Source organism: Amycolatopsis sp. CFH S0740, assembly GCF_004522315.1.
GTDB lineage: Bacteria > Actinomycetota > Actinomycetes > Mycobacteriales > Pseudonocardiaceae > Amycolatopsis > Amycolatopsis nivea.
Genome location: NZ_SDLS01000008.1, coordinates 94208 through 116546 on the forward strand (window position 1 = coordinate 94208; position 22339 = coordinate 116546).

21 protein-coding genes are annotated in these 22339 nt (G+C 69.3%); 11 read left to right on the plus strand and 10 right to left on the minus strand.

Annotated elements, in window-relative coordinates; genetic code table 11:
* Window positions 1-46: 46 nt before the first annotated feature.
* From EIZ45_RS16110 to EIZ45_RS16130, 5 genes are all read right to left on the minus strand, one after another.
* Window positions 47-1039 carry an aldo/keto reductase gene (locus EIZ45_RS16110; RefSeq protein WP_134663471.1) on the minus strand — a complete coding sequence of 331 codons (993 nt, stop codon included), beginning with the start codon at window positions 1037-1039 and terminating at the stop codon, window positions 47-49.
* Between the two features lie 129 nt (window positions 1040-1168).
* Window positions 1169-2386: a glucose-1-phosphate adenylyltransferase gene (gene glgC, locus EIZ45_RS16115; RefSeq protein WP_037818780.1), complete on the minus strand. Its 1218-nt coding sequence runs from the start codon at window positions 2384-2386 to the stop codon at window positions 1169-1171.
* Window positions 2383-3540 carry a glycogen synthase gene (glgA, locus tag EIZ45_RS16120; RefSeq protein WP_134663472.1) on the minus strand — a complete coding sequence of 386 codons (1158 nt, stop codon included), beginning with the start codon at window positions 3538-3540 and terminating at the stop codon, window positions 2383-2385. Before glgA ends, glgC begins: the two co-directional genes overlap by 4 nt.
* 66 nt (window positions 3541-3606) lie before the next feature.
* Entirely contained in the window at window positions 3607-4362 is a 756-nt protein-coding gene (locus EIZ45_RS16125; protein ID WP_134663473.1) for a putative protein N(5)-glutamine methyltransferase, read from the minus strand.
* Window positions 4359-4904 (minus strand): universal stress protein, encoded by a 546-nt coding sequence (locus EIZ45_RS16130; RefSeq protein WP_240690656.1) that lies wholly within the window; start codon window positions 4902-4904, stop codon window positions 4359-4361. Before EIZ45_RS16130 ends, EIZ45_RS16125 begins: the two co-directional genes overlap by 4 nt.
* Before the next feature lie 147 nt (window positions 4905-5051).
* Between EIZ45_RS16130 and EIZ45_RS16135 the strand changes: the two genes are divergently transcribed.
* The gene (locus EIZ45_RS16135) at window positions 5052-7124 is read left to right on the plus strand and encodes an AMP-binding protein (protein WP_037818776.1); all 2073 of its coding nucleotides are present in this window, start codon (window positions 5052-5054) and stop codon (window positions 7122-7124) included.
* A 3-nt stretch (window positions 7125-7127) separates the two neighbouring features.
* On the opposite strand, the gene EIZ45_RS16140 is transcribed toward EIZ45_RS16135, so the two are convergent.
* Window positions 7128-8012 carry a LysR family transcriptional regulator ArgP gene (locus EIZ45_RS16140; protein WP_134663474.1) on the minus strand — a complete coding sequence of 295 codons (885 nt, stop codon included), beginning with the start codon at window positions 8010-8012 and terminating at the stop codon, window positions 7128-7130.
* A 70-nt stretch (window positions 8013-8082) separates the two neighbouring features.
* Between EIZ45_RS16140 and EIZ45_RS16145 the strand changes: the two genes are divergently transcribed.
* From EIZ45_RS16145 to EIZ45_RS16175, 7 genes are all read left to right on the plus strand, one after another.
* Window positions 8083-8688, plus strand: coding sequence for a LysE/ArgO family amino acid transporter (locus EIZ45_RS16145; RefSeq protein WP_167756465.1), 606 nt, complete (start codon window positions 8083-8085; stop codon window positions 8686-8688).
* Between the two features lie 70 nt (window positions 8689-8758).
* Window positions 8759-9211, plus strand: coding sequence for a MarR family winged helix-turn-helix transcriptional regulator (locus EIZ45_RS16150; RefSeq protein ID WP_134663476.1), 453 nt, complete (start codon window positions 8759-8761; stop codon window positions 9209-9211).
* Entirely contained in the window at window positions 9208-10005 is a 798-nt protein-coding gene (locus EIZ45_RS16155) for an ABC transporter ATP-binding protein (RefSeq protein ID WP_134663477.1), read from the plus strand. The genes EIZ45_RS16150 and EIZ45_RS16155 overlap by 4 nt, the downstream gene beginning before the upstream one ends.
* Entirely contained in the window at window positions 9965-10786 is an 822-nt protein-coding gene (locus tag EIZ45_RS16160; protein ID WP_134663478.1) for an ABC transporter permease, read from the plus strand. Before EIZ45_RS16155 ends, EIZ45_RS16160 begins: the two co-directional genes overlap by 41 nt.
* 45 nt (window positions 10787-10831) lie before the next feature.
* Window positions 10832-12961, plus strand: a complete 2130-nt coding sequence (locus tag EIZ45_RS16165) for a transglycosylase domain-containing protein (protein ID WP_205669956.1) — start codon at window positions 10832-10834, stop codon at window positions 12959-12961.
* A gap of 158 nt (window positions 12962-13119) precedes the next feature.
* The gene (locus EIZ45_RS16170; protein ID WP_255443209.1) at window positions 13120-13497 is read left to right on the plus strand and encodes a contact-dependent growth inhibition system immunity protein; all 378 of its coding nucleotides are present in this window, start codon (window positions 13120-13122) and stop codon (window positions 13495-13497) included.
* A 568-nt stretch (window positions 13498-14065) separates the two neighbouring features.
* The gene (locus EIZ45_RS16175; protein ID WP_134663618.1) at window positions 14066-15679 is read left to right on the plus strand and encodes an AMP-binding protein; all 1614 of its coding nucleotides are present in this window, start codon (window positions 14066-14068) and stop codon (window positions 15677-15679) included.
* Window positions 15680-15781: 102 nt separating this feature from the next.
* Here EIZ45_RS16175 and EIZ45_RS16180 read toward each other — a convergent pair whose 3' ends face one another.
* From EIZ45_RS16180 to EIZ45_RS16200, 4 genes are all read right to left on the minus strand, one after another.
* Entirely contained in the window at window positions 15782-16189 is a 408-nt protein-coding gene (locus EIZ45_RS16180; RefSeq protein WP_134663480.1) for an ATP-binding protein, read from the minus strand.
* A gap of 2 nt (window positions 16190-16191) precedes the next feature.
* The gene (locus EIZ45_RS16185) at window positions 16192-16566 is read right to left on the minus strand and encodes an STAS domain-containing protein (RefSeq protein ID WP_051172419.1); all 375 of its coding nucleotides are present in this window, start codon (window positions 16564-16566) and stop codon (window positions 16192-16194) included.
* Window positions 16567-17625: 1059 nt separating this feature from the next.
* Entirely contained in the window at window positions 17626-19221 is a 1596-nt protein-coding gene (locus tag EIZ45_RS16195) for an FMN-binding glutamate synthase family protein (protein ID WP_304571979.1), read from the minus strand.
* A gap of 41 nt (window positions 19222-19262) precedes the next feature.
* Window positions 19263-19784, minus strand: coding sequence for a DUF6790 family protein (locus EIZ45_RS16200; protein WP_134663482.1), 522 nt, complete (start codon window positions 19782-19784; stop codon window positions 19263-19265).
* 59 nt (window positions 19785-19843) lie between these two features.
* Here EIZ45_RS16200 and EIZ45_RS16205 point away from each other — a divergent pair, with 59 nt between their 5' ends.
* The 3 genes from EIZ45_RS16205 (at window position 19844) to EIZ45_RS16215 (ending at window position 22283) form a co-directional block, all read left to right on the plus strand.
* Window positions 19844-20257, plus strand: coding sequence for a MarR family winged helix-turn-helix transcriptional regulator (locus EIZ45_RS16205; protein WP_037818764.1), 414 nt, complete (start codon window positions 19844-19846; stop codon window positions 20255-20257).
* Window positions 20258-20370: 113 nt separating this feature from the next.
* A complete protein-coding gene (locus EIZ45_RS16210) occupies window positions 20371-21642 on the plus strand; it encodes an ATP/GTP-binding protein (RefSeq protein WP_134663483.1) in 1272 nt (423 codons plus the stop codon).
* Between the two features lie 77 nt (window positions 21643-21719).
* On the plus strand, window positions 21720-22283 hold the full coding sequence (locus EIZ45_RS16215; RefSeq protein WP_078870727.1) for an RloB family protein: 564 nt from the start codon (window positions 21720-21722) through the stop codon (window positions 22281-22283).
* Window positions 22284-22339: the final 56 nt, after the last annotated feature.

The window sequence follows — 22339 nt, forward strand, 5'->3', positions numbered from 1 at the left end:
CGCGGGGCGGACACGGCAGGACCGTCGGCCGGTTCGGCCCGCGCGCTCAGCGGCCGAACAGCGACTTCAGCTGCTCGGGAACACGCTCGCCGCGAATCGGAATCTGTGCCGCGGCCTCCTCGATGTGCTGCAGGTCGCCGGGCGTCAGCTCGACATCGAGCGCGCCAAGGTTTTCTTCGAGGCGGTGCAGTTTCGTGGTACCGGGGATCGGCACGAACCACGGCTTTTGCGCCAGCACCCAAGCGAGAGCGATCTGGGCCGGGGTGGCTTTCTTGTCGCCGGCGATCTGCTGGAGCAACTCGATCAGCGCCTGATTGGCCTGTCGTGCTTCGGGCGTGAAGCGCGGCAGGGAGCGGCGAAGGTCGTTGTCGGCCAGAGGCGTGCGATCATCGATTTTGCCGGTCAGAAAGCCTTTCCCGAGCGGGCTGTAAGGCACCAGGCCGATGCCCAGCTTCTCCAAGGTCGGAATGATCTCGGCTTCGTGCTCGCGCGTCCACAACGAGTATTCGCTTTGCAGCGCCGTTACCGGCTGCACGGCGTGAGCACGGGTGATTGTCGCCGCGCCCGCCTCCGACAAACCGAAGTGCTTGACCTTGCCTTCGGAAATCAGCTCTTTTACCGTGCCCGCCACGTCTTCAATGGGCACCTGGGGATCGACGCGGTGTTGGTAGAGCAGGTCGATGCGATCGGTGCGAAGACGCGTGAGCGACGCCTCGGTCACCCGGCGGATCTGCTCCGGGCGGCTGTCGAGTCCCGACATCGGGCTCGGTCCTTGTTCGCCGTGCCGGATGCCGAACTTGGTGGCGATCACCACCTGGTCGCGCACCGGAGCCAGCGCCTGGCCGACCAGTTCTTCGTTGGTGAAAGGACCATAGACTTCGGCGGTGTCGAAGAAAGTCACGCCCCGGTCCGCGGCCGCCCGCAGCAGTTTCGTCATCTCGGCGCGGCCCGGGGGCTCGCCGTAGAAGAAACTCATGCCCATGCAGCCCAGTCCCAGGGCCGAAACTTCGAGTTGCTGTCCCAGCAAGCGCTTCTGCACCGCAAATGCTCCTCAGTAAACATCATCCAGGCCATTGCTACTGCCCACAGATTAGGCAGGCCCTTCCGACCTCTGGGAGATCCTGATGATGCAGGTACTGCGAGAACCCCTCTCGCCAGGACAGCGGCCCTAGATCGCGGTTTCTCCCTTGCCCAGCACGACAATCCCGAAATCGCTCACGTGGTAATGGCCGCGATCCCGCGCCAGGTCCACCCCGATGTGCGCACCCGGCGGGACGACGACGTTCTTGTCCAGGATCGCGCGCCGCACCACCGCGCCGCGGCCGACCCGGGCGCCGTCCAGCAGCACCGAGCCCTGCACGACAGCGCCGTTCTCCACGAAAACATCCGGCGACAGCACCGAATCCACGACCTGTGCCCCGGAAATGATGCAGCCGTTGCTGACGATCGACTGGGTCGCGGTGCCGCCTTCCACGAACTTCGCCGCCGCGCGCTGGCCGGGATGGGCCAGGATCGGCCATTTCCGGTTGTACAGGTTGAAAATCGGCTGCGTCGAGATCAGGTCCGTGTGCGCGTCGTAATAGCTGTCGATCGTTCCGACGTCGCGCCAGTAACCGTGGTCGCGGCTTGTTTCGCCCGGCACCACATTGCCGTTGAAGTCGTAGACCGCCGCCTCGGATTTTTCCACCAGCGCCGGGATGATGTCGCGGCCCATGTCGTGTTTGGACGCCGGGTTCTTGGCGTCCGCGTGCAGCGCGTCGAGCATCACCTGCGTCGTGAAGACGTAATTGCCCATCGACACGTACGATTCGTCCGGCGAATCCGGCAGGCCCGGCGGGTCCTCGGGTTTCTCCAGGAACGCGTCGATCTTCGTCCCGTCCTCGGTGCTGATCACGCCGAACGACCGGGCCTCCGCGCGCGGCACGCGAATCCCGGCGACCGTCACGCCCGCGCCGGACGCGATGTGCGCGTCGATCATCTGGCGCGGGTCCATCCGGTAGATGTTGTCCGCGCCGAACACCGCGATGTACGCGGGCGATTCGTCGTGCACGAGGTTGAGGCTCTGGTGGATCGCGTCCGCGCTGCCCTGGAACCAGCGCGGGCCGAGCCGCTGCTGGGCGGGCACCGGCGTGACGTACTCGCCGGTCAGCGACGACAGCCGCCAGGTCGTCGAGATATGCCGGTCCAGCGAATGCGATTTGTACTGCGTCAGCACGCAGATCCGGCGGATCCCGCCGTGCACCAGATTGGAGAGCACGAAGTCGACCAGCCGGTGCACGCCGCCGAACGGGACCGCGGGTTTCGCGCGGTCGGTGGTCAGCGGCATCAGCCGTTTGCCCTCGCCGCCGGCGAGGACGATCCCCAGCACATCGGATCCGTCGATCACGAAACCCTCCCGCACGCCTCGTAAACCCCGACCGTCGCGGCGGCGATCGCTGCCCAGCCGAACTCTCCCACCGCGCGGTCCCGTCCGGCCAGGCCCAGCCGGGTGGCGCGATCGCGATCCGCGGCCAGGTCGTTGATCCCGCGCGCGAGCCCGGCCTCGAAAGCGCCGGGCTCGTTCTCGTCGTAATGCACCAGCACGCCGGTCTCGCCGTCCGCGACCACCTCCGGGATGCCTCCGACATCGCTGGCCACCACCGCGGTGCCGCACGCCATCGCCTCCAGGTTCACGATGCCGAGCGGCTCGTACACCGACGGGCACACGAACACCAGCGCGTGCGTCAGCAGCTGGACGACCTCGGTGCGCGGCAGCATCTCCGGAATCCAGTGCACGCCGGACCGGTTTTCCTGCAATTCCGCGACAAGCCCGCGGAACTCCGCGTCCAGCTCCGGCGTGTCCGCACCGCCCGCGCACAGGATCAGCTGCACGTCTTCGTCCAGCGCGGCCCCGGCGCGCACGAGATGCGGCACGCCTTTCTGCCGCGTGATCCGCCCGACGAACAACGCGTACGGCCGGTTCGGGTCGATGCCGTGTTTCTCCAGCACATCGGTGCCCGGATCGGGTTGGTACAGCTCGGTGTCGATGCCGTTGCGCACCACGTGCACCCGCGCCGGGTCGACGTTCGGGTACGCGGCGAGCACGTCGCGCCGCATGCCGGAGCTGACCGCGATGATCGCGTCCGCCGCCTCGTACGCGTCGCGTTCGATCCACGACGACACCCGGTAGCCGCCGCCGAGCTGCTCGGCCTTCCACGGCCGCAGCGGTTCGAGCGAATGCGCGGTGATGACGTGCGGGATGCCGTGCGCGAGCTTCGCGAGATGGCCGCCGAGGTTCGCGTACCAGGTATGACTGTGCGCGAGATCGTGCCCGGCGAGCGCGTCGGCCATCGAGACCGCGATGTCCATGGTGGCGAACGCGGGCTGGGCGTACCCGTGCGCGTCGCGGTGCCCGTGCGCGCCGTCCGGGCGGTCGGGGCCCCAGCAGTGCACGTCGAGGTCGACCAGCGACCGCAGTTCCCGCGCGAGGAACTCGACGTGCACCCCCGCTCCCCCGTACACGTCCGGCGGGTACTCCCGGGTGAGCAGGCCGACCTTCATGGGTCGACCCTAGACGTCCGCCCCGGACGCACGCAGTACGGAAAGCGGGCGAATCCGGTTCGCCGCTCAGTGTTCGCGCCGTCCTACCACGACGGTCGCGCCGAGTTCGTCCTCTTCTTCCACCCACGCGACCAGCCCCGCCCGCCGCAGTTCGGCCGTCGCGGCGTCGGCTTGGCGTTCGCTGGCCTCGAAAAGCACGTGCCCGCCCGGAGCCAGCCACTCCGGAGCCTCGGCGACGACGCGACGGAGCACGTCGAGACCGTCGGCTCCCCCGTCGAGCGCGACGCGGGGTTCGTGGTCGCGCGCCTCGGGCGGCATGAGCGCGACATCGTCAGTGGGGACGTACGGGACGTTCGCGATCAGCACGTCCACCCGGCCGCGCAACCGCTGCGGAAGCGGGGCGTAGAGATCGCCTTGGTAGACCTCACCAGGCACGTTCTGCCGCGCACAGGCCACCGCGACGGGCTCGACGTCCGCCGCGTGGAGCTCTATTCCGGGCACCTCGGCCGCGACCGTTGCGCCCAGTGCACCGGAGCCGCAGCACAGATCGAGCACTACCGACTGCTCGCGCGCGAACCCGGCGGCCAGCCGCACGAGCAGTTCCGTGCGGTGCCGAGGCACGAAGACGCCCGGCGCGACAACGAACCGGCGGCCGACGAATTCCGCCCAGCCGAGGATGTACTCCAGCGGTTCCCCGGCGACCCTCCGCTCGACCATCCGGGCTAGGTCGCCCGATTGGCCCAGCAGAAGCCGGGCCTCGTCCTCGGCGAACACGCACCCCGCGGCGCGCAGCCGCGCGACAGTGTCCTCGAAGTCGCTCACGGCACCACGACGACGGGCCAGGTCGCGGCGCGCACCAGCCGGTTGCCGACCGAACCGACGAGCCGGTGCCCGCCCTGTTCGGAGGCGCCGACCACGACCATGTCCGCGTTCACCTCCTGCGCGGCCTGGCGCAGTTCGGGGAAGGTCTCGCCGCGGCGGACCACGAACGTGACCGGCACCTGCAGGTCGGCCGCCCGGTCGCGCAGTTCCGCGCGCAGCTGCTCGATCTCTTCCTCGAAGGTCTGCTGCTGCACGTCGACGACCGCGGCCGCGGCGAGGCCGGTCCACACCGTCGGCGCGGCCACGTACACCACGACCAGCCGCGCGCGCTGCCTCCGCGCGAGGCCGCCGCCGTAGGCCGTCGCCCGCAGCCCGGTCGGCGAAGTGTCCGCGCCGACCAGGATCACGCGCGGTCCGTCGGTGCCCCGTTCGTACGGGCCCGGGTCCCAGCTGGGTCCGTATTCCTCGACCAGTTGCTCCACCCGGCCCATTATGTCCGGCGTGCCGGGCCTCGCCGGGTCGCGCCCGTCACCCTCGGGCACGCTTCGCAAGAAAATTCCCACCCAGTTGGATTTTGGGCCTTTCGGAGTACCCCGGGCGTCTCGTGCCTGGTAGCGTCCCCGCAACCTGAACACGCGTCCGGGAAGGACCGGGGAGCCCACACGCGTGCGGCGGCGAGGCGGATCGCGATGCGAGACGATGTAGTCGAGGCGAGTGCGGTGGTCGGGCACTCGCCCGAACAGGTGTGGCAGATAGTCGGCAGTCCGGAGCTGTACCCGAGGTTCGTCCCGGCGATCAGCTGGTGCGAGGTCACCGTTCCGGCCGAGCGCGGGCGCGGGCCGCACTGCCTGATCCGGCTGGCCCCGGACCGGCACACCATGGTCGAGGGCACGATTCACGCGGCGGTGTACCGCCCGGGCGAGCACGTCGTCTGGTGCGGCCTGCCGGACGAGCGCACCTGGGTGTCGGTCGAACTGCGGCCGGTCCCGCGCGGCGGCACCGAGATCGTGCTGCGGATGATGCTCCCGTCGCTGCCGCCGGAACACTCCGACCTGCTCGCCCGCGGCACGGCGAAAGGCCTGCTCAAACAGCTGGCGAAGCGGATCGGGCAGCAGCTGTCCGGGCTGCCGGGCGATCCGCCGGAGCAGGAGCCCGCCACCGCCCTGCGCACGGCGAACACGCTGGTCCGAGCGGGCGTGCTGGCCGCGGGACGGCCGGACAAGATGGTCAAGCAGCTCAGTTCCCTCGCCCGCTGGGGCGCGACCCTGGCCGGCGGATACCTCGCCGCGACCGCGCGCGGGGCCGACGACGTCGCGGTGCACGACGAGCGCAACACGCGCACGTTCGGCGAGATCGACGAACGCAGCAACCAGCTGGCCAACGCGCTGGCCGCGCTCGACGTGAAGCCCGGTTCGCGGGTCGCGCTGATGTGCCGCAACCACGCGGCGATGATCGAGGCGTTCGTCGGCTGCAGCAAGCTCGGCGCCGACGTCGTCCTGCTCAACACCGGTCTCTCCCCCGCCGCCGTCGAGGAGGTGCTCACGCAGCACCCGCCCGCCGCGGTGCTCGCCGACGACGAGTTCGCGCCGATCATCGCGTCGGTGCCCGGCGAATTCCCGCGCGTGAGCACGTGGGACGACGCCGACCAGGGCTACCGCACGCTCGACGAACTGCTCCAGGACGCCCCGACGACCCGGCCGAAGCCGAGCGAACACGAAGGCCGGATAGTCGTGCTGACCTCCGGCACCACCGGAGCCCCGAAGGGCGCGCGCCGTCCGACGCCGAAGGGCGTGAGCACATCGGCGACCGTTTTGTCGCGAATCCCGTTGCGGGCCAGGGACAAGATCGCCGTGGCCGCCCCGCTGTTCCACAGCTGGGGGCTGGCCGCGATGCAGCTCGGCATGGCGCTGCGGGCGGAGCTGTCGCTGATCCGCCGGTTCGACGCGGAGCAGACGCTGCGCACGATCGCCGAGCACCGCTGCGACGCGCTGTTCGCGGTCCCGATCATGCTGCAGCGGATCCTCGACCTGCCCGAACGCGTGCGCAACCGGTACGACCTGTCGTCGCTGCGGATCGTGGCGAGCAGCGGTTCGGCGATGCCGGGCGCGTTCGTGACGTCGTTCATGGACACCTTCGGCGACGTCCTCTACAACTTCTACGGCTCCACCGAGGTGTCATGGGCGAGCATCGCCGACCCGGCCGACCTGCGCGCCGCGCCGACGTCCGCGGGCCGCTGCCCGCCCGGCACCCAGGTCGCGATCCTCGACGACGACCGCCGCCCGGTCCCGCCCGGCGACGAGGGCCAGATCTTCGTCGCCAACGACATGCTGTTCGACGGCTACACCAACGGTTCCAGCGTCCCCCGCGCGCACGACCTGATGGCCACCGGCGACGTCGGCTACCAGGACGCGTCCGGACGGCTGTTCGTCACCGGCCGGGCCGACGAGATGATCGTGTCCGGCGGCGAGAACGTGTTCCCGCGCCCGGTCGAGGAAGCGCTGGCCGCACTGCCGGGCGTCTCGGACGCGGCCGTGGTCGGCGTCCCGGACGACGAGTTCGGCCAGCGGCTGGCCGCGTACGTCGTGCTCCGCCGCGGCGCCCGCATGCACGCGGAGGACGTCCGGCACTACATCCACCAGCGGCTCGCGAGGTTCGCTGTGCCGCGCGATGTGTACTTCGTGCCGGAGCTTCCGCGCAATGCCACCGGGAAGATCGTGAAGCGGCTTCTCAACGACGACCTGTGGCCGATCGCGCAGGGGTAGGCCCTACGGCCCCAACGCGCGCCCAGCCGCCCGCCCCACCGCCTCCGCCACCGCGGCCAGCGACGGCGAGTCCAGCTTCCACTGCTGCCAGTACAACGCCACGTCCACCGCCCGGTCCGGCGCGAGATCCACCAGTTCCCGTCCGGACAGCTGCAGTTCCGGCACCATCCCCCAGCCGAGCCCGGCCGCCACCGCGTCCACAAAGGACACCGACGCCGGGATGCAGTGCCGGACCCGGCCCGAGAGCTTGCGCCGGGTCAGGCGGCGCAGGAACCGGTCCTGCAAATCGTCTTTCCGGTCGAACACCACCACCGGCGCGGCGGGCAGCCGCTCCGCGAGCGCGCCGCCGTCCAGCCAGCGGCGCACGAACTCCGCCGACGCCACCGCCCGGTACCGCATCGTGCCGAGGCGGCTGACCGTGCAGCCCTGCACCGGCTGCGGCGTCGCGGTGATCGCGGCCATCACCAGCCCCTCGCGCAGCAGGGCGGCCGTGTGGTCCTGGTCGTCGCTGCGCAGGTCGAACGAAACCGGCGGTTCGGCGGGGACCTCTTCGAGCGCGGGCAGGAACCAGGTGGCCAGCGAGTCCGCGTTGACCGCGATCGGCAGCGTCGTCGGCTGGCCGGCTCCGCCGAGGCCCAGTTCCGCGCGGGTGTCGGATTCGAGCCGGGTCAGCTGCCGGGCGAACCGCACCAGCACCTCGCCGGATTCGGTGAGCCGCACGGGTTTCGACCGCAGCACGAGCACCCGGCCGATCCGCTGCTCCAGCGCCTTCACCCGCTGGCTCACCGCGGGCGGCGTCACGTGCAGGACGGCGGCGGCCCGGTCGAACGACTGCTCGTCCACCACCGCGAGCAGAGTGCGGACCTGGTCGAGCGGAAGATCGGACATCACGAACGCTTATCTTAGTTCAGAATCTTTACCTGGAATAATGCGGACGACCGCTTCTACCGTCAGCAGGGTGATCGCAGCGCTCAGCGCCGGGTTCGGCACCGGCATGTCCCTCATCGTCGCCATCGGCGCGCAGAACGCTTTCGTGCTCCGCCAAGGATTGCGCGGCGGTCTCGTCGTGCCGGTGATCCTCGTCTGCACGCTGTCCGACGCGGTCCTCATCGCCGCCGGGGTGAGCGGGATCGGGGCGGTGCTGCAGCGGTGGCCGTCGGCGATCAAGACGATCGCGCTCGTCGGCGGGCTTTTCCTGGTGGGATACGGGATCCTCGCCGCGCGCCGCGCCTTCCGGCCGGGCACGCTGGCCGTCGCCCCGGCCGACCTGTCCTCGCCGAAGCGCGTCCTCCTCACCTGCCTCGCGCTCACCTGGCTCAACCCGCACGTCTACCTCGACACCGTCCTTCTCCTCGGCTCCGTCGCGGCCGGACACGGCGACGGCCGCTGGCTGTTCGGCATGGGCGCGGTGGTCGCGAGCGCGGTCTGGTTCAGCACGCTCGGACTCGGCGCGCGAAAGCTGTCCGACGTCTTCGCGCGTCCCACCGCCTGGCGGATTCTGGACGGCGTGATCGCGGCGACCATGACCGCGCTGGGCGTCGTACTGCTGCTTCATCAGGGATAAACCAGCAGGCTTCCGGCGAACGAGACATTTAGCGTTGCTAATGACTCTGACTCAGAGCTAACTTCGAGGCATGCCCGCACCCCGGATCGACCTCGCCGAACGCGTTCTCGCCGCGGTACTGGGCGTACGCCGTGTCGTGCGCCGCCGCGTGCGAGCCGAACTGCCCGGACCGCATCTGCCGGGCTCGCAGGTGGAACTGCTGCGCGTCGTGCACCGGAACCCGGGCATCGGCGTCGCGGCGGCGGCCCGGGAGCTCAGCCTGGCCGGGAATTCGGTGAGCACGCTCGTGAACGCGCTCACCGAGGCGGGCCTGCTGCGGCGCGAGGTCGATCCGGCCGACCGCCGGGCCGCGCGGCTGCAGCTCACCGACGTGGCCCAGGATCGGATGACTACCTGGCGGCGTACGCGCATCGGACTGGTTTCCGCGGCGCTCACTCAACTGTCCGAAGAGGACACTTCGGCGATCGTCGCCGCGCTGCCCGCCCTCGAACGGCTCACCGAAGTGCTCAAGGAGGACACGTGAGCGAACCGGCAGTCCGCTGCACCGGAGTGCGGCACTCCTTCGGCACCACCGTCGCGGTCGACGGCGTGGATCTCGCCATCGAGCCCGGCGAGGTCTTCGGCCTGCTCGGCCCGAACGGAGCCGGGAAAACCACCACGATCCGGATGATCACGACGCTTTTGCCCGTCTCGCCGGACCGCATCACCGTCTTCGGGCTCGACGTCGCCCGCCGCCGGATGGCCGTCCGCCGCCTGATCGGCTATGTCCCCCAACAGCTTTCCGCCGACGGCGCGCTCACCGGCCGCGAGAACGTGTCTCTGTTCGCCCGGCTCTTCGACGTGCCGCGAGCCCAACGCACCGCCCAGGTGCGGGAGGCGCTGGAGCTCGTCGGCCTGGAGAGCGACGCGGACCGCCCGGCCGGCCGCTACTCCGGCGGCATGATCCGCCGGCTGGAACTGGCGCAGGCGCTGGTCAGCTCGCCCCGGCTGCTGATCCTCGACGAGCCGACCATCGGCCTCGACCCAGTGGCGCGCTCGGCGGTCTGGGAGCGGATTTCCGAGATCCGCGCCCACACCGGGATGACCGTGCTCGTCACCACGCATTACATGGACGAAGCCGAGCAGTACTGCGACCGCGTAGCGCTGATGCACACCGGCAAGATCCGCGCGCTCGGCACCCCGGCCGACCTCGAGGCCGGGCTCGGCCCGCAGTCCACTTTGGACGACGTGTTCCGGACCGTCACCGGGAACGCGCTCGACGCAGGAGGGATCCGCGATGTCCGCGCCGCTCGCCGCACCGCCCGCCGTCTCGGCTGACCCCGGCCCGCTGGGGCAGTTGCGCGTGCTGTTCTCCCGGATCGGCGCGATGTGCCTGGTGGAACTGCAGAAACTCCGCCGGGACCAGACCGAATTGCTCACCCGGGCGATCCAGCCCGCGCTGTGGCTGCTCATCTTCGGCGAAACGTTCACCCGGTTGCGCGCGATCCCGACCGGTTCGGTGCCCTATCTCGACTATCTCGCGCCCGGCATCCTGGCCCAGTCCGCGCTGTTCATCTCCATCTTCTACGGCATCCAGATCATCTGGGAGCGCGACGCGGGCGTCCTCGCGAAGCTGCTCGTCACGCCCACGCCGCGCGCGGCGCTGGTGGCGGGCAAGGCTTTCGCCGCCGGGGTGCGCGCCCTCGTGCAGGCGTTCATCGTGGTGATTCTCGCCGCACTGCTCGGCGTCGGGCTGACCGCGAACCCGTTGCGGCTGCTGGGCGCCGCCGTGGCCGTTGTGCTCGGTTCGGCCTTTTTCTGCTGTCTTTCCATCGTTATCGCCGGTTTGGTGCTTTCCCGCGAACGGCTGATGGGCATCGGCCAGGCGATCACGATGCCGCTGTTTTTCGGGTCCAACGCGCTCTATCCGGTGAACCTCATGCCGTCCTGGCTCAAGGTGCTGAGCCACGCGAACCCGCTCAGCTACCTTGTCGACGCCTTGCGCGGATTATTGATCGGCACCCCGGAGAACCTGTGGGCCGACTTCGGCGTCTTAGTGGGTGCGACCGCGCTGGCGATCGCGGTCGCTTCGGCTCTGCTGGGAAGGTTGGCTCGATGAAACACCCTCGTCCGCACACCGGTTTCTCACCGGGACAGGCATAGGTTGGGAACCGTGTCTCGTCGCAGGGGGATAGCCCCGTTCCTCGGATTGTGCGTGCTGGCCGGGATTCTCGTCGCGGGCACGCTCGCCCCGGTCGCGATCGGCGCCGGCGTGCTGTCCAACCAGGTCAGCGATTCGGTCGACGCCATCTCCGCCGATCTCGTGCACGCGGAGCCGCCGCTCGTCACCACGGTCACCGACCGGTTCGGCGGGACGATCGCGACTTTGTACTCGCAGTACCGCATTCCGGTCACTCCGGCGCAGATCTCCCCGGCGATGAAAGCCGCGATCGTCGACATCGAAGACCGCCGGTTCTACAGCGAGGGCGGCGTCGACCCGCAGGGCATGCTGCGCGCCGCGGTGCACAACAGTTCCGGCGGGAATCTGCAAGGCGCGTCCACGCTCACGCAGCAATACGTGAAGAACTACCTCGTGAACGTCGTGGACCGCAACGACAAGGCGGCGCAGCAACGGGATCAGGAGGATTCGCTGGCACGCAAGCTGCGCGAGGCGAAGATGGCCGTGCAGCTGGCGCAGACCGTGTCCAAGGACGACATCCTCGCCGACTACCTGAACGTGGTCGAATACACCGGCACGGTGTACGGCGTCGGCGCCGCCGCGCAGGCGTATTTCGGGACGACCGCGGACAAACTGACCGTGCCGCAGGCAGCGCTGCTCGCCGGGATGGTGAACAACCCCAACATCTACAACCCGTACACGCATCCGGACAAGGCGCTCCAACGGCGCAATCTGGTGATCGATTCGATGGTGCAGGCGCATTCGATCCCGGCGTCCTACGGGGCGACCGCGAAGGCGACCCCGCTGGGCCTCAGCGGTGCGCGGCCGCAGGCGCCGGCGAGCACGTGCCTCGGCGCAGCTCCCGATGCCGGGTTCTTCTGCGCGTACGCGGTCCGCTATCTCGTGCAGTCCGGGCTCACCGTCGACCAGATCGACACCGGCGGATACACCGTGAAGACCACCATGGACCCGCACGTGAGCCAGGTGACGAAGGACGCGGTCAACGCGAACGTGCCGACCACGCAGGACGGGGTCGCCAACACGTTCGCGGTCGTGCAGCCCGGCGGCGACGGGCACCAGGTGCTCGCGATGGTCGCGAACCGCAACTACGGCACCGATCCCGACCAGGGCGAGACGTCCACGAACATCGTGGCCGACGCGAGCAACAAGTTCGGCGCGGGCTCGTCGTTCAAGATCTTCACCTCGGCCGCGGCGATGGTCGCCGGGAAGGCGGGCCTGAACACGCCGCTGCCGAACCCGTTCAGCGACTGTTTCAACCCGCCCAACATGAACCGGTACACGCACTGCTATCCGGTGAGCAACGACGGCACGAGCTACCCGAACCCGATCACGCTGGCCGCCGGGCTCGCGACGTCGCCGAACGTCGCGTTCGTCGGCCTGGAATCGCAGGTGGGCATGCCCGCGGTGCTGGACATGGCGCGGAAACTGGGCCTGCGCAACACCATGGCGACCAACGACGCGGGCAGCAAGCCGATCACCGACCCGTCGGACCCGCGGTCGAAGAACCCGCAGTACAACGAACCGCAGTCGCAGTATTTCCAGAACCTGCTTTCGTTCACCCTGGGCAACAGCCCGGTGAGCCCGCTGGAGATGGCGAACGTCTCGGCCACCCTGATGAGCGGCGGGATGTGGTGCCCGCCCGATCCGATCCTGTCCGTCACCGACCGCCACGGCCAGCCGGTCGCGCTGCACCAGCAGGCATGCGAACAGGTGATCCCGCCCGGCGTCGCGAACACGCTGGAGGCGGGGCTGAGCCAGGACACCACCATCGGCACGTCCGCCCGCGCGGCCCAGTCGGCGGGCTGGACCCACCCGGACATCGGCAAGACCGGAACCACGCAGGAAAGCGAATCCGTCGCGTTCGTCGGCGGAGTCGACCACTACGCGGTGTCGTCCATGGTCTTCGCCGACGGCCCCCACCCACAGGAAATCTGCCCCGGCACCCCAGTCCACCTGGGCAACTGCGGCCACGGCGCCTTCGGCGGCACGGTCGCCGCGCCGCCGTACTTCGCCGCGATGAACCAGCTGCTGGCCGGACAGCCGGACGTCCCGATCCCGCCCCCGGACCCCGCCTACCTGGACGCGCACGCCTGAGCCGCTGGGGCTTTGCCGTGCGGGGAACCCTGATTCGCTCGCGGGTTCCCCGCACGGGCTCCTCGCGGAGCATCGGCAGCTCTCCGAAACTCGTCACCGGAACGAGGTGATCACCCCTGTCCCGACGACCCGACCGGTCCGCCCAGTCGCTGGAGCAGATCGAAAACTCAGACTGGGGCGATCCTCCCGCCGACGCGACCCGGCTGATCGAGACCGTGCATCGCTTGCGGCGCAAGCCCATCGCCCTGCTCACGGCCGAAGACCTCCGCCTCCTGCTCGGCCAGAACGTCGGCGTGCCGATCCTCCTGCCGCGCGCGCTGGCGATGCTGGAGCACGACCCCCTCTGCGAAGGCGACCTCTACCCCGGCGACCTGCTCGCGGCGACACTGCGCATCCCGCCGTCGCACTGGCACGCCCGCCCGGACCACCTCGAGCGGCTCGAACGCGTCCTCGCCGCGCTCGACACAACCGCCGAGGACTTCGACTTCCTCCTCCGCAAGCCCATCGCCAAGTTCCGCGAGCAGCTCGGTTCCTGATCGGCGCGATCCGCCGCACTCCGGCACGAAGCCCGCACCCTCCGCGGTGGCCACACCGCAGGCGCAGCCCGCCAACCCCATCCCGACCGCGCTCCGTGCCCCCGCGAGCAGCTCCGTTCCTGACCGGCGCGATCCGCCGCACCCCGGCACCAAGCCCGCACCCACCACGGTGACCGCACCGCGGGCACAGCCCGCCAACCCCGTCCCGATTGCACTCCGTGCCCCCGAGAGCGGCTCGGTTCCTGATCGGCACGATCCGCCGCACCCCGGCACCAAGCCCGCACCCACCACGGTGACCGCACCAAGGGCGCAGCCCGCCAACCCCGCCCCGACCGCGCTCCATGCCCCCGCGAGCAGCTCCGTTCCTGACAGGCGCGATCCGCCGCACCCCGGCACCAAGCCCGCACCCACCACGATGGCCGCACCGACGGCGCAGCCCGCCAACCCCGCCCCGACTGCGCTCCGTGCCCCCGCGAGCGCCGTCCGATGTTGCGTCTTCCTGACGGTCGTAAAACGTATTACAGTAGCTGGACGCGTGAATGGCCGTCGTCTGAATTGGGGGCACGTGGTGCAGCTCCAGCCGAGTGCGCATGTCGACACGTTCTGCCGGGACCACCTCCCGCCGTTCGAGCAGTGGCCGCGGTTGTGGTTCGACCTGCCCGAACTGCAGTACCCCGACCGGCTCAACGCGGCCACGCGCCTGCTCGACGACACGATCGCGCGCTGGGGAGCCGACCGTCCCGCGTTGCTCTCCCCCACCGAATCCTGGTCCTACGGCGACCTGCTGACGCGCGCCAACCAGATCGCCCACGAGCTCACCGCGCAGGGCGTCGTACCTGGGAACCGCGTGCTGCTGCGCGGGCCGAACACCCCGTGGCTCGCCGCGTGCTGGCTGGGCGTGCTGAAGGCGGGCGCGGTCGCCGTCGCCACCATGCCGATGCTGCGCGCGCACGAACTGTCGAAAATCATCGAGGCGAGCACGCCCGTCATCGCCCTGTGCGACCACCGGTATCCCGAGGAACTGCAGTCCTTCGACCTCCCCCTGGTGCCCTACGGCGGCGACAGCCCCGACGACCTGGCCGCCCGCTGCGCCGCCCGTCCCGCGACCTTCGAGGACGTCGACACCGCCGCGGACGACGTCGCTCTCCTCGCCTTCACCTCCGGCACCACCGGCCGTCCCAAGGCGACCATGCACTTCCACCGCGACCTGCTCGCCATCGCCGACACGTTCTCCCGGCACCTGGTGAAACCCCAGGAAACCGACCTGTTCTGCGGCACTCCCCCGCTGGCGTTCACGTTCGGCCTCGGCGGCCTGCTGGTCTTCCCGCTGCACGCCGGCGCCGCGACGCTGCTCATCGAGCGCGCCACCCCGACCGAACTCGCCGACCTCGTCGCCGAGCATCACGTAACAGTCCTGTTCACCGCGCCCACCGCGTACCGCGCGATCCTGGCCTCCGACCGCCGCCCGCTGTTGTCCGGCTTGCGCCGCGCGGTATCGGCGGGCGAGGCGCTGCCGGAATCCGTCGCGACCGACTTCCACGAGGCCACCGGCCACTGGCTCATCGACGGCATCGGCAGCACCGAAATGCTGCACGTCTTCATCTCCGCCGCCGACGAGGACGCCCGTCCCGGCGCGACCGGCCGCGTCGTCCCCGGCTACCGGGCACAGATCGTCGACGACAACGGAAACCCCGTCCCCGACGGCACCCCCGGCCGCCTGGCCGTCCAAGGCCCGACCGGCTGCCGCTACCTCGCCGACGACCGGCAGACCGTCTTCGTCGAGGACGGCTGGAACCTCACCGGCGACACCTACGTCCGCGACTCCGACGGCTACTTCCACTACCGCGCCCGCAGCGACGACATGATCGTCTCGTCCGGCTACAACATCGCCGGGCCCGAGGTGGAAGAAGTGCTGCTGCGCCACCCGGATGTGCTGGAATGCGCGGTCGTCGCGGCCCCGGACGACGCGCGCGGCTCGATCGTCGCCGCTTACGTGGTCCTCAACGAGGGCGTCGCCGGCGACGACGCGAAGGTGAAGGAACTGCAGGACTTCGCGAAATCCCTTGCCGCGCCGTACAAATACCCGCGACGGGTGGAGTTCATCCCGGACCTGCCGCGCAACCCGAGCGGTAAGGTGCAGCGATACCTGCTGCGCCGCCGCGCGGCCGAACCGGTGAGCTGACTTCGGAAGCGGTCGTCCTTACTGGACCGGCCCTCAGCCGCCAGCGTCGCCGGTGCCGACCGCCCTCCAAACCGGACCCCATCGACCGGGGAACTGGGTCCGTCAGAGCTTCCAGCCGAGCGTGACCACCGTGCCATCCGCGCCGGTCCGCACGTCCGCTTGGTCCGCCGTCGCCTGCACCAGCAGCAACCCGCGCCCGCGCACCGACACCGGGTCGTCCTCGGCCACGTCCGGCGGACGCCATTCCCCGTGGTCGGCGATCACGACCTCGACGCTGTCCGGCCGGCACACCGCGTCGAGGTCCACCAACCCAGGTTCCCCCGGATAGGCGTGGTCCGCGACGTTCGCCAGCGCCTCGTACCCGGCCAGCACGATGTCGTGCGCGCGATCGTCCGGGATGCCGGACTCCAGCGCCCAAGCCAGCAACCGGTGCCGCAGCGCCCGCAGCGCCCCCGGTTCGGCCACGATCCCGTGGCAGCTCAGCGCGCGGGTGTCCTCCTGCACGTCCATCGTCAGCCGCCCGCTCCGGCGACCCCGGCCAGCGCCTGGTCGACCGAGGGGAACAGCGAGATCCACTCGTCGAGGCCGGTGGTCGTGAACGGCCGCGACGTGATCGAAGACGTGCTCACGACCCGCAACGCGCCCGCGTCGAGCTTGCGGTGCGCGCCGGCCAGCACCTGCAGCCCGGACGAGCTGAGAAAATCGACCGCACGCAGGTCGACCACCAGCACGCCGGGCTCGCGCTCGAGCACCCCGCCCACGAACTCGCCGAGTTCGGGCGCGGTGACCAGATCGATCTCCCCGCCCACGGTCACCACCGCGGCCGGCCCCCGCCACCGGACGGATACCTCGAGGTCTCCCGCGTCCTGCCCGTCTCCCGAAGCCACGATCACCGATCGTGCCCGATCGGAGGACGAATCGCCAGTGGACCACCGGACGGGGGCACCACGATCCCTCCGCCCGGCCCCGCCCACACTCCCCCATCGGCGGGGCCCGGTGGGGGCCAGTCGCGGGGGACGGCACGTCAACGGTGGGGTGGGCTGGACGCGGCGATGCGGAACTGGCCGCATGCGGCGGCTCTTCACCCGACCGGCGTCGGCCCGGGGCTCTTCATCCGACCGGCCTCAGTCCGGCAAGACTCCTCGCCCGACTGCACCAGGCTCAGCAACGACCCTTCGCCCAACCGGCCTCAGCCCAGCAAACTCCTCACCCGGCTGCCCCCGGCTCGGCAACGGCCCTTCGCCCGGCATGTCCCCCATGGGGTTTTCTCCGCGGTGGGCCGAAGTTCCCGCCCCAGCCGACGGACCCGGCGCGCGTTGCCGACGTCCGTGAGGGCCACCCTCACGGAATCTGATTCCCTCGGGGTGGCCCTCACGGACCTCCACCGAGCGGAGCCGCGCAGCCCGGCTCGCCAGCAGGTGCTCCGCATCGCCCTGGCAAGCGCCGCTACCGCGACCCCGCCGCAAACCACGCGGCAGAGATGGCCCCAACGCCACATTGGGTGCGTTCCACGCACCCAATGTGGCGTTCGGTGCGTCAGACGCACCCAATGCCGCATTGGGGCACCAAAGAGAACCGGAAAAAGCGCAACGGGCTTCGGCCGACCAGGTGCCCGCCTCACCGTCGATCACCCGGCGAATATCCGTCGCACGACGCGCCCGCAACCAGGCCAGATCAGCTGCCGAGCGGCACTTCCGTCCTCAGGCGAACGTCCGGATCAGCCGCCGCCCAGTCCCACGCCCAGCAGCGCCCTGCGTCCAAGAGAACCGATCTGGATCAGCCGCCGCCCAGTCGCGCCCTGCGCTCAAGCGAACCGGTCCGGATCAGCGCCCGCTCAGCGGCGTTCCCGCGCTCAGGCGAAAGTCCAGCCCAGTCCCCCGTCCAGCAGCGCCCTGCACTCAAGAGAACCGGTCCAGATCAACCGCCGCCCAGCAACGCCCCCGCCCTCAAGCGAACCGATCCGCATCCGCCGCCGCCCACTCCTCCGCCCAGTCGCGAGGCGGCTCCGCCAGCAACTGCCCTGGTTCCAACCACTCGTACCACTCCGCGTACGACAGCACCGTCCGCGGATCCACCCGGCGGCGCAGCAATCGCGGCGACAGCTCCGCCGGGTCCGAGACCCCCATCGCTGCCATGATGCGCATCGCCGAGGCGACCGTCGCCTCCTGGTACCGCCGCACGCGCTCTGTCTTGTCGCCCACGTCCAGCGCCCGCCCCCGGCGCGGGTCCTGCGTCGCCACCCCGACCGGGCACTTGTTCGTGTGGCATCGCTGCGACTGGATGCATCCCACCGCGAACATCATCGCCCGCGCGGCGTTCGTGTAGTCCGCGCCCTGGATCAGCCGCTTCACCACGTCCGCCCCGGTCGCGACCTTTCCGCTCGCCCCGAGCCGGATGCGGTCCCGCAGACCGGTGCCGACCAGTGCATTGTGGACAATGTGCAGCCCCTCGGTGAGCGGCGTGCCAAGGTGATCCGCGAACTCCAGCGGGGCGGCACCGGTACCGCCTTCAGCGCCGTCGACCACGATGAAGTCCGGCGTGACCCCTTCGGCCAGCATCGCCTTGCACACCGCCAGCACCTGCACCCGCGAACCGACGCACAGCTTGAAGCCGGTCGGTTTCCCACCGGCCAACTCGCGCATCCGGGCGATGAACTGCACCAGTTCACGCGGCGTCGAGAATACCCGGTGATACGGCGGGGAAACGACCGTTTCTCCCATGGGAACCTCGCGCACCCGGGCGATTTCCGCATTAACCTTGGTACCCGGCAGGACACCGCCCATCCCGGGCTTCGCGCCTTGCGAGAGTTTCAAGGAAACGCATTTCACCGCGTCGTGCGCGGCTTTGTCGGCGAAGGTCGACGGGTCGAAATCTCCGTCCGAGGTTCGGCAGCCGAAGTAGCCGGTGCCGATTTCCCAGATCAGGTCGCCGCCGCCCCGCAGGTGATACTCCGACAAGCCGCCTTCGCCGGTGTCGTGGGCGAAGCCACCGCGGGCGGCACCTTGGTTCAGCGCGAGGATCGCGTTGCTGGACAAGGAACCGAAGCTCATCGCGGACACATTCAGCAACGCCATCTCGTACGGCTTCGTACAGTCCGGCCCGCCGACCCGGACTCGCGGCGCGTGATCCGGAACCGGCACCGGCGCGAGGGACGGGACGAGGAATTCGTATCCCTCGGCGTACACGTCGCGCTCGGTGCCGAATGGTTCTTCCGCGGCCGTGCCCTTGGCGCGCTGGTAGACAATGGACCGGACGTCGCGGTCGTAGGGACGGCCGTCGAAGTTGCGTTCCACAAAGTACTGCTGCAATTCCGGCCGGATGCTTTCGAGCAGGAACCGCAGGTGCCCGAGCACCGGATAGTTCCGCAGCACCGAATGCCGCCGCTGGATCACGTCGTACACCCCGGTCGCCGCGAGCAGCAGCAACGGTCCCGCCAGGAACCACCACCAGGGCGACACCGTCGCGCTGAGCACTGCCGCGCCGGCCGCGAGCACGACCAGTCCCGCGACCAGTCCGAATCGGACCACACTGAGTCTTGCCACGGCGTCGAAACTAAACCCAGCGGCCACGACGTGCAGGTCGGCTAGACCAGCGCGGGCTTTTCGACAACCGGGGCCAGTCGCTTCGAGCGGACCGCGAGGACGATCAGCACCGCCGGGAACAGCAGGTCGCAGACCAGGACGCCGCCGGTGTTGCCCGGCGCGTGGTCGCCGTTGGCGAACCACTGGTACACGTGGCCGATCAGCGCGCCCCACAGGAACATCCCGGCGCCGAGGCCGACGGTGATGCGCTCCCGGGCGGTGGCCGACGACGAGGCGGCGCGGAAGCCCATCACCGCGAGCCCGAGGTTGGCGAACGCGATCTCGAACTGGAACGGCGAGCGGGCGAATCCGATCGTGTCGGCCATCACGCCCGGCATGCCGAGGAAGGCGAAGACCATCCAGAGGCTGCCGCAGCCGAGCGCGGCGACGGCCCACCACCGCTGCCAGGTTTCGAGCCTGGCCTGCAGCGAAGGGCTCTTCCGGGTGCGGATCAGCGCGCCGGCGACCGCGATCAGCGGCCAGATCAGGGGGAACAGGGTCTGAGCGACGTAAGGGATCTCCATGCCGATGAGTCTTGCATAGTTAATATTAACCCGTCAACACTCCTGGTAGGCTCGCTCCCGTGGACGACGGACTTGCCGAAGCGCTTCATCGAGTGGTGTACCTGCTGGGCGAAGCCGCGCGGAAACGCGCGGACGACTCAGCCGGGCTGACCTACAGCCAGCTGCGCCTGCTGGGCACAGTGGACGACATCGAACCCGCGACGCAGCACCAGCTCGCGCAGGCGATGTCGGTGTCCGACCCGGCGATCAGCCGCGCGCTGCGCCCGCTGGAATCAGCCGGGCTCGTCCAGGTGCGCCAAGACCCCGACCACGCCCGACGACGGCTGGTCACGCTCACCGACGCGGGCCGCAGAGCCTTCCACGACACCGGGAAACCGCTCCGGGACGAGTTCCGCGAGGCCTTGCTGAAGGCGGGTTTCCCGTACGAGCAGTACCTGCGCGACACCGAGCGGCTTGCCGAACTGCTGTCCTGAAGCAGTCGCCTGACGACGCCAGATATGTCGTCAGAGGTCTAAGTTCGTCATAACTTGACGAAAACAGGGCTCTTCTTGCCGTCTCACTGCAGGAGGGGAGTTATGCTGAGGCCATGCTGATCCGCTTCGAGGTCTCGAACCACCGCTCGATCGACGACCCCGTGGAGCTCTCCATGGTCGCGATCGACAAGGACCGCGAAGCTGCGCGAGCGGAGCCGCTTCTGGGGGAAAGCCTGCTGCCGGTCGCAGCGATCTTCGGCCCCAACGCGTCGGGCAAGTCCAATATCGTCGCGGCCTTCGCCTGGCTTCGCGACGCTGTAGAGCAGTCCCTGCGGACCTGGGACGAGGAAATCCCCGTCGAACCGTTCGCGTTCGGGGCCGGTCCAACGTCTCCCAGCCAGTACACCGTGGAGTTCACCATCAGCGGGGTTCGGTTCGAGTACATCCTCGAATTGGACGCCGCCAAGGTGCGCTACGAGGGGCTCTTCCACTACCCGGAGAAGAAGCGCCGTCGGATTTTCGAACGCGACGGGCAAGAACTGAAGCTCCAGCGCGGCCTCGGCAATCTGTCCGGGACCCGGGAGCTGCTGACCGAACGAACCCTGGCCCTGTCCATCGCGCGCCGATTCGACGAACCGCTGGTTTCCGACTTTTCACGGGCGATCGTGCGCACTCAGACCATGAGGCCTGCCCCCGGGCACGGCGCACCGCGAAATCGGGACGGAAGGCTGCCGTCCGCTAGTCAATTGGAATCGACATTTCGGTTTTTCCAGCAACCCGGCCAGCCCTCCCTCTTCGAGGAAGACGCGTTTCCGAACGTCACGAGCAGAGAACGCGCGTTGGCGCTTCTGCGGCTGGCGGACCTCGGCATCGACGACGTCGTGATCGACCCCCGCCAAGCCGGTATCGAACCGCTGAGTCGACGGATCCGGCTCGTGCACCGCGTGGCCGACGAGCGCGCGTCGCTGGATTTCGCGGCGGAGTCGGATGGAACCAGAACCTGGTTCCATCTCATCGGCCCAGTCCTGACAGCGCTGCACGAGGGGTCCCTGCTGCTGTTCGACGAACTCGACGCCAGTCTGCATCCGAAGCTGTCGGCGCAACTGGTCCACCTGTTCCACGATCCGAGCACCAACCCGCTCGGCGCCCAACTGGTCTTCACTTCTCACGACACGAATCTGCTCAACCACCTGAACCGGGACGAAGTCTGGCTCACCGAGAAGAACGTCCGAGGCGCCACCCGGTTAGGTGCACTGGCCGAGTTCGCCGGAGAACGGGTGCGCAAGTCACAGAATCTGGAGACCGCCTATCTGCACGGCCGGTTCGGAGCACTGCCGCAAGTCGACCAAGCAGATTTCCTCCGCTCGCTCGGATTGATCGGCTGACGACGTTGTCTCCGCGCAGAACACAAGCCAAATCGCTGAAACGCGCTACCGCGAGGCGTCCGGAGCGACGGACAATCGTGGTATTCACCGAAGGAAAGAACTCAGAACCGGACTACGTCAACGGATTGAAGCGGCTTCCGCACATCGCCCACGACGTTGCGCTCAATCTGGAATTGCATCCCCAGCACGGTGTGCCGCTTACTCTCGTCCGGCTTGCGGCCGAGCGCGGCAAGGACCCGGAAATCGACGAGTGCTGGTGCATTTTCGACGTCGAATGGCCTAGGAACCATCCGAACCTCGACGCCGCGGTCGCCCTCGCCCGCAAACACGGCATCGGCCTGGCGATCTCGAATCCGTGCTTCGAACTCTGGCTGGTGCTACACCACAAAGACTTCGACAAGTTTTGCACGACGGCGGACATCGAGCGAGCGAGTCGCGCGCTGGACAACAGGGCAGGGAAGAGCATTGACGCCTCCCAGTACCTGCCGTATCGCGCGCAGGCAGTTCGCCGCGCTCTCAGCCTGGAGAAGCGCCATCGCCGCAACGGCACGAGTTTTCCGCACGACAATCCCTCGTCCAGCATGAACGCATTCCTTCACGCCGTGGAAGGGGAGCAACCGCCCGACGACGCCGTGAGCTGATCTCGGGCCGCCGCAACCCTGCCAAAACGAAAAAGGGGGAACGACCCAGGCAGGTC

Bases quoted from the DNA above. Each gene is read 5' to 3' on its own strand.
- glgA (WP_134663472.1), bottom strand. From the start codon at position 3,540: ATGAAGGTCGGCCTGCTCACCCGGGAGTACCCGCCGGACGTGTACGGG.
- EIZ45_RS16135 (WP_037818776.1), top strand. From the start codon at position 5,052: ATGCGAGACGATGTAGTCGAGGCGAGTGCGGTGGTCGGGCACTCGCCC.
- EIZ45_RS16140 (WP_134663474.1), bottom strand. From the start codon at position 8,012: ATGTCCGATCTTCCGCTCGACCAGGTCCGCACTCTGCTCGCGGTGGTG.
- EIZ45_RS16150 (WP_134663476.1), top strand. From the start codon at position 8,759: ATGCCCGCACCCCGGATCGACCTCGCCGAACGCGTTCTCGCCGCGGTA.
- EIZ45_RS16160 (WP_134663478.1), top strand. From the start codon at position 9,965: ATGTCCGCGCCGCTCGCCGCACCGCCCGCCGTCTCGGCTGACCCCGGC.
- EIZ45_RS16180 (WP_134663480.1), bottom strand. From the start codon at position 16,189: ATGGACGTGCAGGAGGACACCCGCGCGCTGAGCTGCCACGGGATCGTG.
- EIZ45_RS16200 (WP_134663482.1), bottom strand. From the start codon at position 19,784: ATGGAGATCCCTTACGTCGCTCAGACCCTGTTCCCCCTGATCTGGCCG.
- EIZ45_RS16210 (WP_134663483.1), top strand. From the start codon at position 20,371: ATGCTGATCCGCTTCGAGGTCTCGAACCACCGCTCGATCGACGACCCC.